Annotated in this window: 13 protein-coding genes; 9 read left to right on the top strand and 4 right to left on the bottom strand. The window is 60.7% G+C overall.

What is annotated here, in order from left to right; genetic code table 11:
• From EOC06_RS12010 to EOC06_RS11970, 7 genes are all read left to right on the top strand, one after another.
• On the top strand, positions 1-436 hold a 436-nt coding region (locus EOC06_RS12010), incomplete at its 5' end, for a hypothetical protein (RefSeq protein WP_206631180.1).
• Positions 433-1,032 (top strand): hypothetical protein, encoded by a 600-nt coding sequence (locus EOC06_RS12005; protein WP_128307841.1) that lies wholly within the window; start codon positions 433-435, stop codon positions 1,030-1,032. The genes EOC06_RS12010 and EOC06_RS12005, both read left to right, overlap by 4 nt.
• Before the next feature lie 200 nt (positions 1,033-1,232).
• The gene (locus EOC06_RS11995) at positions 1,233-2,348 is read left to right on the top strand and encodes a tyrosine-type recombinase/integrase (protein WP_128307840.1); all 1,116 of its coding nucleotides are present in this window, start codon (positions 1,233-1,235) and stop codon (positions 2,346-2,348) included.
• A gap of 9 nt (positions 2,349-2,357) precedes the next feature.
• On the top strand, positions 2,358-2,813 hold the full coding sequence (locus EOC06_RS45125; RefSeq protein ID WP_128307839.1) for a GIY-YIG nuclease family protein: 456 nt from the start codon (positions 2,358-2,360) through the stop codon (positions 2,811-2,813).
• Between the two features lie 866 nt (positions 2,814-3,679).
• Positions 3,680-3,970, top strand: a complete 291-nt coding sequence (locus tag EOC06_RS11980; protein ID WP_306462346.1) for a hypothetical protein — start codon at positions 3,680-3,682, stop codon at positions 3,968-3,970.
• A 6-nt stretch (positions 3,971-3,976) separates the two neighbouring features.
• A complete protein-coding gene (locus EOC06_RS42310) occupies positions 3,977-4,420 on the top strand; it encodes a hypothetical protein (protein WP_245469507.1) in 444 nt (147 codons plus the stop codon).
• A gap of 226 nt (positions 4,421-4,646) precedes the next feature.
• Positions 4,647-4,991 carry a hypothetical protein gene (locus tag EOC06_RS11970; protein WP_128307837.1) on the top strand — a complete coding sequence of 115 codons (345 nt, stop codon included), beginning with the start codon at positions 4,647-4,649 and terminating at the stop codon, positions 4,989-4,991.
• 33 nt (positions 4,992-5,024) lie between these two features.
• Here the strand turns inward: EOC06_RS11970 and EOC06_RS11965 are convergent, their stop codons facing one another.
• From EOC06_RS11965 to EOC06_RS11950, 4 genes are all read right to left on the bottom strand, one after another.
• Positions 5,025-6,644: an ABC transporter ATP-binding protein gene (locus tag EOC06_RS11965; RefSeq protein ID WP_127327168.1), complete on the bottom strand. Its 1,620-nt coding sequence runs from the start codon at positions 6,642-6,644 to the stop codon at positions 5,025-5,027.
• Positions 6,645-6,661: 17 nt separating this feature from the next.
• Complete coding sequence (locus tag EOC06_RS11960; protein ID WP_127380086.1) at positions 6,662-7,783, bottom strand: ABC transporter permease; 1,122 nt, start codon at positions 7,781-7,783, stop codon at positions 6,662-6,664.
• Positions 7,776-8,699: an ABC transporter permease subunit gene (locus EOC06_RS11955; RefSeq protein WP_127322904.1), complete on the bottom strand. Its 924-nt coding sequence runs from the start codon at positions 8,697-8,699 to the stop codon at positions 7,776-7,778. The genes EOC06_RS11960 and EOC06_RS11955 overlap by 8 nt, the downstream gene beginning before the upstream one ends.
• 164 nt (positions 8,700-8,863) lie before the next feature.
• Positions 8,864-10,456 carry a peptide ABC transporter substrate-binding protein gene (locus EOC06_RS11950; RefSeq protein WP_128307836.1) on the bottom strand — a complete coding sequence of 531 codons (1,593 nt, stop codon included), beginning with the start codon at positions 10,454-10,456 and terminating at the stop codon, positions 8,864-8,866.
• 413 nt (positions 10,457-10,869) lie between these two features.
• Here EOC06_RS11950 and EOC06_RS11945 point away from each other — a divergent pair, with 413 nt between their 5' ends.
• Complete coding sequence (locus EOC06_RS11945) at positions 10,870-11,283, top strand: TadE family protein (RefSeq protein ID WP_185928987.1); 414 nt, start codon at positions 10,870-10,872, stop codon at positions 11,281-11,283.
• On the top strand, positions 11,284-11,707 hold a 424-nt coding region (locus EOC06_RS42305), incomplete at its 3' end, for a pilus assembly protein TadG-related protein (protein WP_245469506.1).

The raw sequence follows: 11,707 nt of genomic DNA, 5'->3' as shown, positions 1-11,707 counted from the left end.
CATCATCGAAAGCGTCATGGCTGATATCGAAGGCCTGGACTTTGCCGACGACGATAAGCGCCAGGACGCCGAGGATAGCATCATCTGCACCGTGCAGACGCTAATCGATCGGCTGGCGACAGCAGATGCCGAACGCGCCTCCACCCAGGCCGATATCCTTCGGCTGAAGGCTGCGCTGGCGCCGTTTTCGGCGATGGCTGCCGCATCCGACAAACTGGCAGTTGAAGGCCAACGCAGGTTGCAACCCAAGGAAAGCGCCGAACTGACCGACGCTGAAATTGCAAGCTTGGTCGTGCCGGATAACCAAGTGGTAATGACCGATGGCCGGATGGCGTTTGGCCACGATCAGCACCCGTCAAAGCCGGTCCGCGTAACCATGGGCGACCTACGCCGCGCCGCCCGTTCCCTTTCTCAAGAAGGGGAGGAAGGAGCTTGAGCGCGATAACCCATGACGAATTCATGTGCCTTGTGGCAGCGCTTGGCGAGCAAGGTCAGGATGACATCTCGTGGTCCGAAAACATCAAGCCGCCAGTCGACTCTGACGATTTCGCTTCGGAAGCCATTTTCGTCATCTGCAATTCGGGCATGAAGAACACCATTGCCGTCAAGATATTCGCCAAGGTCATGGCGGCCATACAGGGTGGAATAAGCGCGTTCGCGGTGTTTGGCCATCCTGGCAAGGCGAAAGCAATCGACGTGATCTGGCGCGACCGCGAGGCTCTTCTGGCTGGCTATAGCGCTGCGCCCAACAAGATCGAGTTCTGCGCCTCGCTGCCATGGATCGGCGGCATAACCAAATACCATCTCGCGAAGAACTTCGGCGCCGATGTTGCCAAGCCTGACGTGCATCTCCAGCGCCTCGCAGACCGTGAGGGAGTGACCGCACAGGAGCTTTGCGAACGGCTCGCTGGCACCACTGGGTACCGGACGGCAACCGTCGACGTGCTGCTCTGGCGGGCCTGCGCCAACGGCATTCTGGATTCGCGGACTGGGGTCTTCGCCGCCCCTCCCTCTATCGATGGGGAAGGGTAGATGCCGAGGGCGCTGACGGCATCGGTGGATATCGGGGACGACGAGCCTGTGACCCTTGCGGAAGCGTGCCGGTTGTTCTTCGGTGGCCGACTTTCGCCGTCAGCGTTGCGCACTGAGGCGGCAAAGGGCCGTCTGGTGATGACACAGATTGCCCGCAAGGATTTCGTTACCAGGCGAGCCATCGAGGAGATGAAGGAAAAATGCCGCGTGCCCGCAAGCCGCCCCGCCTCTGGCTCCGAACCGAAAAGGACGGAGACAGGCAGCGCTCAACATGGGTCATCCTCGACGGAGCAACTCATCACCGCACAGGATGCCTTGCGCATCAGGTTGCAGAAGCTGGGCAGGCCCTCAACGACTATCTCGCCAGCAAATACGAAGCGCCCAAGGGCGGCAGAGCTTCAGAAATAACGCTTGGCGCGGTTCTTACCGTCTACCTGGATGAGAAGTCGGCAGGGTCAGCAAGGCCCAAAGAGACGCAGCAGACCATCGGCCGGCTCAACGATTTCTTCGGCGCCAAGACCGTTTCAGAGGTCAAGGGCAAGCTTTGCCGGGAGTTCGAAATCCACCGCGGCACACGGTCGGGAGCCAGGCGAGACTTGGAAGTCATGCGCGCCGCCGTGCGCCACTATCACAAAGAATACGGACTGGACGTCCTGCCGGCCTTCACCCTGCCGGACAAGGGCACGCCACGCGAGGTCTACCTGACCCGATCGCAGGCGGCAGAACTGTTGTGGGCCGCGCTCGGCTGGGAGAAGGAAGGCACAGGCGACAACGCCTATTGGAAGCGCCGTCGCGATCAGAAGCGCGCTCACCTCGCCCGCCTGATCCTGATCGGCCTCTATACAGGCACGCGGCCTGGCGCGATCCTGTCCCTACAGTGGATCCGAAGCACGACCGGCGGATGGGCTGACCTCGATCGAGGCGTGATCTTCAGACGGGCAGAGGGCGAGCGCGTGGCGCACAACAAGCGCAAGCCGCCTGTGAAGATTGCCCGCCGGCTGATCGCGCACCTGAAGCGCTGGCGGCGACTGGACGGGTGGAGCGAAGAGAAGGTCGGGCTGCGCTACATCGTCAACTATCTCGGGAGCCAGGTCACGAAGCCCAACAAGGCCTTCAGGAGCGCCATAGCGGCCGCTCAGCTGCCGTCGACCGTCACGCCGCACGTCTTGCGCCACACGCGCGGTACGTGGCTCGCACAGGCCAATGTGCCGCCCAACGAGGCTGCTGCTTCGCTCGGCTTGACGGCGGAGGAGTACGAGCGCACCTATCTGCACAACGATCCTGACTTTCAGAAATCGGCCGCCGATGCCTACTGAGGTGAACTGATGCCAAGAACCAGAAAGCCGCCTCGCCTATTCCTGCGCAACGAAGATGGCCGCAAAGGATGGGTGATCCTTGACTATGGGCGAAGCATCAGGACGGGCTTCAGCGAAGACGACGCCGACAAGGCTCGGGAGCGGCTAGAGCAATACCGTGACGGCACGTTCATTGCGCCGCGAACAGACAACGCTATCATCTACTATGTGACATGCCCGCATTCAAACGACTACCCGGTGAAGATCGGGTATACCGCCCTTTCCATGAGCCAGAGGCTGCGACAATTCCAGCAAGGAAACCCCAACGTGCTAGTCTGCCTGGCTACCGAGTTCGGAACTTTGGGAGTCGAACGGGAACGCCATAAACGGTGGAGGCACCTCCATATTAGGAGTGAATGGTTTCGGCGAGACCCCGCGCTTATGGACTTTATTCAGTCGCTGCACAGTGTCAGGGTCTACACGTGAACAAAGGTAGTTTCGCAATTTTTCCGCAACGTTTCGCGGAACATGGGCGGAACAGAGATAGACCAGCTTGAATGAGTTTCGTTGAATCTGTTGAGCTTTCTGGGAGCCTACGCCGTTCGGGACGAGGGGGTCGCAGGTTCAAATCCTGCCACTCCGACCAGAAAAAACAAAGAGTTAGCGCATCCCGACTTCGGCGCTCCACCTGCCCCTCAAGCGAGACTGCTCGCGTCCCCCGTCAGTCGGATGGGCGAATTTCTATTCGCCGTGCCTCTGTGACTCGGCCGACAGCGATGCCTGTTGCACTGGACAGTAACCGGACGGTCCAACCGGCCGCCTGATGCTTTCATGCGTGCGCTCGCGGACAGATTCTGGAAAGATCCTGACGGATACGCGCGTTTCCGCTCAGCGGAGGCCAAAAAAGCTCAAGATCGCTATCACGATGACTACAGCTCCAACGAGCCAAATGATGTTGTTCATGATCTCTCTCCTGTTGCCTGGGGAAGCCCGCGCCTCTGGCGGAGAACGCGGGCCGACCAGCCTTTGCCGACTGATCTGCAGCAGACACCAAATCGTGATCCCGGCTGCGAGAAATAAACCATCAGGCACGCCTAATGTTCCGTCGTGCGTCCCATGATCATAGGCGCCGGCATCATCACCACGACAGCACTGTCGTGACAGGTTTCGTCCTAACCCATCGGCACCATCCCGTGGTGATCGAACGACGGGTACCGACGCAGGGATCCGGCCCCGATTCTTGATGGGAGTCGGGTCTTAATGGGAGTGGGGCCACGAGAGGCCTTTGGCACGCATCCCAATCATGCCCGCAACCAGACTTAAGTCCAGCCCCTGCCCGACCGAAGTCCAGGTTGGAAACGCTTGCCCTTGCCCCAAATTCGGGTGGTGGGCGAAAAACGATCAATGAAAAACTAAAGAGCAGCAGCATGTCGAACCGTGAGACCAAGAAATCCCATGCCCTGGGCATGCGCATGACAGAGATCAAAGCCAGGATGCAGGAAGCCCAGATTACCGAAGACGAGATGAAGACCTTCCAGAAGGTCGCGGCCATCATGGAGGGCGACGAGGGCCGAATCGAGATTGACGACCTGATTGCCGCGTCATTCCTCACCGACACGACGCTGAACAGCCAGAAGCGTTAAGCGACCATGCCGACGATTAGCAGACTTTTTGATTCCCCCGCCGATGCGGCGCGGGTCGCCAGCGACTTGGTGGCGGCCGGAATTCCTCGCGTACAGATCGCCATCATCGGGCCTTACAATAACGAGGCGGGATCTCTTAGGGTTTCCGCTTTGGGATCGTTACTTGGCGCTGCCGCCGGCGTGTTGGCCTGCCTGAGCGCCGTTGCGGCCTATGGCACCAATCCTCTTGCTGCGAGCGTGCTGCCAACAGCGGTGGCGGGCGCGGTCTGTGGCAGCGTTGCCGGCGGTCTGTTTGGAACATTCGCCATGGCCGCCATGAAGGCGGATGATCAAGACGTTGCCGAGGGGGTGGTTCTGGTGATGGCGCATGTCGATGAAAATGACGCCGACATCGCTCAGGCAGTGCTCGGCGGTTGCCCCCCGTCGACGTTCGTGGCTGAAGCAGCGTAGGAAAGGCCCGCCCGACGTCGCCGGGACGGGCTCTCTGCGTTCACCAGTGATTGAACCCAACACGCGCCAGATAGCAATTCGAGTGGCAGAGAATGTTCCTGCGCCGGACGCAAAGGCTGGCCGGTGGCAGGTTTCTTCGCGGGCCGCATATTTTGACGAAAAGGTCCGTCGGCTTTAGGGTCGATGGACCTGATGGAGTCAGCGAAAACGGCGGGCCGAGTGCGACATGAATTTGAATTCAACCACAGCCCCGCCCTTGATTCTTGTGATGACGCTGGTTCTCTTCGCTGGCTGTTCATCGCTCGGCAGAACCGTCGATGCAGCGAAATACGATTCGATGACGTGCACCGACCTCAACAGGGCGATGGGAGACGTCGCCCGTGACATCTCGCAAACGGCAATCACGCGCGGCAAGGTGGCCAACACCAATGTTCCACGCTGGCTGCTCGGCGGCTCACGCGTGAAGACGGCGGTAGCCAACCGTGAAACAGCCAGGATCGACCGGCTTAAGCAGCAACAGGATGCCATTGCCGCTGTGCGAGCACGCAAGTGCCCCAGGTCCGCGAATTGAGCGGACAGCCAATGCCTCGGTGCGGAGCCCGGTTCAGGCGCTCAGGCGAAATCGCGTCACGTCGATCGCCGCGGCCATCAGCGTCTGTGTGTAGGCGTGCCGCGGATCGCTGAAGATCGCCTCAGTCGGCCCTTCCTCGACGATCTTGCCCTGTTTCATGACGATGATGTAGTCGGCCATGGCGCGCACGACCGACAGATCGTGGCTGATGAAGAGATAGGACAATTCGTGGTCCGCCTGCAGCTTGCGCAGCAGTTCGACGATCTGTTTCTGCACAGAGCGATCGAGCGCTGAGGTCGGCTCATCCAATACCACCAGCCTGGGCTTCAGGATCATGGCGCGAGCAATGGCGATGCGCTGCCGCTGGCCGCCGGAGAATTCGTGCGGGTAGCGATTGCGTGCGTTGGGGTCGAGGCCGACCTCGCGCAAGGCGTCGACCGCGCGTTGATCACGCTGCTTGCCCGAAAGATCAGGCTCATGCACCAGAAGTCCTTCGGTGATGACCTGGCCGACGGTCATGCGCGGCGACAGCGAGCCGAACGGGTCCTGGAAGACGAGCTGCATCTGGCGCCGCAGCGGCCGCATCGCCTGCCTGTCGGCTTGGGAAATGTCGCGATCGCCGAAACGGATAAGCCCGTCGCTCGGCAACAGCCGCAGCAAGGCGCGGCCGAGCGTCGACTTGCCCGAGCCGGATTCACCAACGATGCCGATGGTCTGGTTTCGCTGCAGCCGGATCGAGATGTGATCGACGGCACGCAGCATCAGCGGTTCACCAGCAAGAAACCCGCCGCCAATCCTGAACGTCACTTCGACATTTCTGCCTTCGAGCAGCACCGGAGCATTGGCGGGCGGCGGCGCCTTGCTGCCGGCCGGCTCGGCCGCCAGCAGCATTTTCGTGTAGGCATGCTGGGGATTGACGAAGATGGCCTCCGCCTCCCCCTCCTCGACAACCTCGCCCTGGCGCATGACATAGACCCGGTCGGCAAAGCGGCGGACGATGCCAAGATCGTGGGTGATGAAGACGATCGCCATGCCGAGCTTGCGCTGCAATTCGGCCAGAAGCATCAGGATCTGCGCCTGGATGGTCACGTCGAGCGCCGTCGTCGGCTCGTCGGCGATCAATATGTCAGGGTCGTTGGCGAGCGCCATCGCGATCATCACACGCTGGCGCTGGCCACCGGACATTTCATGCGGATAGGATTTCATCCGCCGCTCGGGATCGGGAATATGCACCAGCCGCAGCAGCTTGAGCGCCTCTTCCCGCGCCTCGGCGGCATTCAGGCCCCGGTGCCGGCGGATCGGCTCGATCAACTGGTTGCCGATCGAATAGAGCGGATCGAGCGAAGTCATCGGCTCCTGAAAGATCATGCTGATCTTGCGGCCACGAACCTGGTTGAGCTCGGATTTGCTGAGCGTCAGAAGATTGCGGCCGCGATAATCGACGCTGCCTGTCGCTTCGCCATTCGATGCCAGCAGGCTCATCGCCGCCATCATCGTCTGGCTTTTGCCGGACCCGGATTCGCCAACCACGGCAACGGTCTCGCCCGCATTGACGTGGATGCTGATGCCCTTCACCGCCTCGACTGCGCCGTCGAGCGTACGGAAGCGGACACGCAGATCCTTGACGCTGAGGATCGTTTCGGAAGCAGCCATCTTAGCGATCCCCATCTTTATCGATCTCTCGGGTCCAGTGCGTCGCGCAGGCCGTCGCCGACGAAGTTAAGCGCGAACAGCGTCGAGACGAGGAAGAAGGCGGGAAACAGGAGCAGCCAGTTGGCGGTGCCGATGTTCTTGGCGCCGACCGAGATCAGCACGCCCCAGCTGGTCATCGGCTCCTGCACGCCGAGGCCGAGAAACGACAGGAAGCTTTCCAGGATGATGACCTGAGGCACCAGCAGCGTCATGTAGATCACCACCGGGCCGAGCAGGTTGGGGATGACGTGGCGCAGCAGGATACCGCGCTGGCCGACACCCATGGCTTCCGCCGCCTGAACATATTCCTGCCGGCGGATCGACAGCGCCTGGCCGCGCACGATGCGCGCCATGTCGAGCCACAGCACGGCGCCGACCGCCAGGAACATCAGCACAAAGTTGCGGCCGAAAAACACTACCAGCATGATGACGAAGAAGATGAAGGGCAAGGAATAGAGCACGTCGACGATGCGCATCATCACCTCGTCGACCTTGCCGCCGGCAAAGCCGGCAGCGGCCCCGTAGACCACGCCGATGACCACCGCCACGACACCCGCGAGCAGGCCGATGGCCAGCGATATGCGCCCGGCCATCAGCGTGCGCGACAACAGGTCCCGGCCGGTGTTGTCGGTGCCGAACACGAAATATTGCTGCTTGATCGAGGCGCTCATCGTCACTTCGAGACCGTCGGGCGACTTGCTCTCGATCTTGGTGTCGTCAAAGGCATCGGAACGGTCGAGATAGCGGATGTTGCGATCGTCGATCGGCCTGGTCGACTTGACTGTGACGAAGACCTGGTTGCCCTCCTGCCGCCACTCCTTGATGTCGACCCGCATGCGCTTGATCGCTTCGGTGAGCGCCGTCTCGATCATGTCGGCCTTCGGATAGGCTGACAGGCTTGGCGGCATGCGCACATAGTCGGCATAGATGGTTGTGTATTGATGCGGCACGAACCACGGCCCGAACACGCTGACGACACCGATCAGGGCAAGGTAGTACAGGCTGAACATGGCGGCGCGATTGGCCTTGAGCCGCGCCCAGGCGTCCCCCCAGAGCGAACGGCCGATGACGGTGGGGGCTGTGGCTGCGATGTCAGTCATAGCGCACCCTCGGATCGACGACCGCGTACATGACGTCGACGATCAGGTTGAAGACAATGGTAAAGATGGCGATCACCACCACCGTTCCCATCACCAGCGTGTAGTCACGATTGAGCGCGGCATCGACGAAATAGCGGCCGACGCCTGGAATGGAGAAGATCGTCTCGACAATGACCGAGCCGGTCAGCAATGCCGCCGCCGCCGGACCGGTGAAGGAGACGATCGGCAGGATGGCACCGCGCAGCGCGTGCTTGACCACCACCGACCAATCGGACAGGCCGAGCGCGCGCGCCGTGCGGATGTGGTGGGACCGCAAGGATTCGATCATCGAGCCACGCATCAGCCGGGCGACGATGGCGATCTGCGGCAGAGCGAGCGTCAACACCGGACCGACCTTGTTGATGAAAGCGCCATCGCCCCACCCACCGATCGGCAGCAGCCTCCAGGTCAGCCCGAACAGGAGTTGGATCACCGGCGCGATGACGAAGGTTGGGATGGTGCTGCCGGCCGTCGCCAGCGCGATCACCGTATAGTCGCCAAGCTTGTTCTGGTTAAGCGCCGCAATGGTGCCGAGCACACAACCGAGCAGCAGCGCCAGGACGAGCGCCGAGGCACCGAGCTGAACCGATATAGGCAGGCCCTTGGCGAAGAGTTCGGTGACGGTGAAGTCCGGCATGTTGTAGCTCGGGCCGAAATTGCCGCGCAGCAGATTGCCGAGATAATGGACGAATTGCAGCCAGAGCGGATCGTTGAGGCCGAACTGGGCTTCGAGATTGGCCCTGATCTCGGGGCTCAGCCCCCGCTCCTGGTTGAATGGGCCGCCCGGCGCGACGCGCATCAGGAAAAACGCCATGGTCACGATGACGAACAGCGTCGGGATGGCGGTCAGAAGCCGCCGTAATACGTATCGCAGCATCGGTGCCCCGCTTGATCCAGAGCAACGCGCGTCCAGTTGGACGGTTGCGCCCTAGCCTTCAAATCTTCGCACCGACATGCCGAAAATCGATTCCGGTTCCCGGGCCGATGCGATGGCAAACCAGCACCGCCGCGCGTCTCGTTGCGCGGCGGCCCGGCTAAGGATCAGTCCTTGCTGATGAAGCGGGACGGATGGATGTCCATCACATTGTCGTCGAAGCCATGCAGCTTCGAGGAAACGATGTCGTGGAAGCTGTAGTAGAGAAGCGGAATGTTACCGACGTCATCGACAAGGATGCGCTCGGCCTCAGTGAGGTCCTTCATGCGCTCTTCCGGTTTGCCGCCGGCAGCCGCAGCCTTGTCCATGGCCGCTTCATATGCCGGGCTGACATAGCTCGAATAATTGTTGCCGCTGGCCTTGCGGGTGATGCCGAGGAAGGTCTCCGGATCCTTGTAGTCGGCGATCCAGGCGGCACGCGCCACGTCGTAGTCGCCCTTCTGCTCGAGGAAGGAGTAGTGGGTCTTGGTGTCGGTGTTGACCAGCGAGACGTCGATGCCGAGCGGCTTCAACTGTTCCTGGATGGCGACGGCCGTGTTCTTGTGGTTTTCCGAAGTGTTGTAGCGGATCTCCATCTTCAATGGATGCTCGGGCGTATAGCCGAGTTTCTCGAGGGTCTTCTTGGCAGCGTCCTCGCGGTCGATCTGCGACATGTCGGCGTATTTGGCCATTGCCGGCGTGTAGCCCGCGATGCCCGGAGGCACCATCGAATAGCCAGGCAGCATCGAGTTCTGCCAGACCTTCTCAGCGAGGAAGTCGCGGTCGATCGCCATCGAGATGGCGTTGCGCAGTTCGACATTGTCCCACGGCGCCTTGTCGGTCTTGATCGCATAATAATAGGTGCCGAGATAAGGTCCGACGCGGATCTGGTCGCCGAACTTGGTCTTGAGATCCGCGAGCTGTTCAGTCGGCAGGTCGCCGTAGCTGTCGAGTTCGCCGGCCTCGAAGCGCTTCATCGCCGATGAGCGGTCTTCGGTCGGGATATAGTTGACGACGTCCATCTTGACGGTCGCGGCGTCCCAGAATTTCGGATTCTTGACCAGCTTCATGTGGTCGTTGGGTATCCACTCGGCCAGCGTATAGGCGCCGTTCGAAACGAGATTACCCGCCTTGATCCAGTCGGCGCCGAGCTTGTCGATCGAAGCCTTGTTGACCGGATAGGCGGCCTGGTGGGTCAGCATCTCCAGGAAGTAAGGCGTCGGCGCCTTCAGCGTGACTTCGAGGGTATTTGCGTCAATCGCTTTGACACCCATATCCTCCGGCTTGCCCTTCTTGGTGTTGACGTCCTCCGCACCCTTCACCGGGTACAGCATCGAGGCGTATTCGGCAGCGGTGGCCGGGTCTTCCAGCCGACGAAACGAATAGACGAAGTCGTCCGCCGTCACCGGGCTGCCATCCGACCAGAGGCCATCCTTGCGCAGCTTGAAGGTGTAGACAGTGCCGTCGTCGGACACTGTCCAGCTTTCGGCCGCGCCCGGAATGAGGTTCGTCTTCTGGTCATGCATGACCAGGCCCTGGAACAGGTCGCGTATGATATCGGCTTCGTAGACTGTCGAGGTCTTGTGCGGATCGACCGTCTCCGCTTCGGCGGCGCTACCTCTGTTATAGACGGTCTCGGCGAAAGCCGGCGTGTAGAACGTGCCGGCGGCCAGCGCCATGGTCGTGGCGAGCACCGTCGCCTTCAGCATGTTTTTCAGCATGAAGTTCTCCCTGTCGGCGCTGCCGTTGGCGCGCCTATTAAGTGTTGACGCCCTGGAGCCGATATCTGACCCCTTTGAGCGCGCCGCTGGTTCCCGTCCTGCGGCTCGTGCCCCAGACACTAACGCGGAGAATTTTTATTTCAACAGACTCTCTGGGTCACCCAAAGTAAGGCGGACGAAAGCTATGGCGTGGCCGCTGAAACACCAGCCGAAACCAGAAGCTTGACTTGGTTTCTTCACCTCGACGCCATTTTTCACCGCGAATCGGAGCCATGCCAGTGTGCCGGAATGTCTTAATGCGTTCTTAAGCAACCTGGGGTTACATTATGAGTACCTTCTATATGGTTCGAACTTTCAGACGCGTGGCGGCTATGAGTAACAGAGCAAGTAAATTGCCCAAAATCCGTCAATTAATGCGGAAATTTCAAGAAGAACACGGCACTTCTGCGGTCGAATTTGCCTTGCTTTCACCGATTTTCATTCTTCTTCTACTCGGAATGGTTGCATATGGTATATACTTCGGCGCCGCCAACTCGATCCAACAGATCGCAGCGGATGCCGCCCGTACGGCAATTGCCGGGTTGAACCAGACCGAACGCCAGACGCTCGTAGCCAGCTTCGTCACCAACAATGCCGGCGGATATCCCTTCGTGGATGTCAGCAAGTTGACCTACCAGGCCAACGACAGCACGGCTGATGGAAGCCAGTTCGTGGTTTCCATCCAGTACGACGCCCGCAACCTGCCGATCTGGAACCTTTTCCCGGGCATAGCCATGCCCGGGACCACGATCAAGCGCCAGTCAACGATCAGGGTCGGGGGCATTTGAATGCTGCTGCATGCGTGCAATGGGATCGGTCGGCTTGCCCGGTTGATGCTGAGTGACAGGAAAGCGAACTTCACCGTCATGGCGGCATTGAGCGCGCCGGTGGCGCTGGCGCTGGCCGCGGTGGCGATCGACGAAGCCTCGATCTACACCGAGCGCCGCGAAGCCCAGGCAATGGTGGACCTGGCGGCGATCACCGCCGCCTCGAACATGACCAAAGTCAACACAGCGGTTGTCACCACACTGACCGACAACGGCATGCCAGGGGTTGTCGTTCAAAGCTCAGGACAGACGATCGAGCCGGCGGCCGGCAAAACCGTCGTGACGGTCACGCCCGGGCGATATGTGGCATCCGGCGCCAATGTGGGCCAGCGTTTCCAGGCCAGCGTAACACCCTACAATGCCGTCCGTGTCACCCTGAAGAAGA

The sequence above is a fragment of the Mesorhizobium sp. M7A.F.Ca.MR.362.00.0.0 genome (genome assembly GCF_004023175.1).
In the GTDB taxonomy this organism is placed as follows: domain Bacteria; phylum Pseudomonadota; class Alphaproteobacteria; order Rhizobiales; family Rhizobiaceae; genus Mesorhizobium.
Note: the sequence above shows the minus strand (reverse complement) of the source record. Positions and strands in the feature narration are given on the sequence as shown.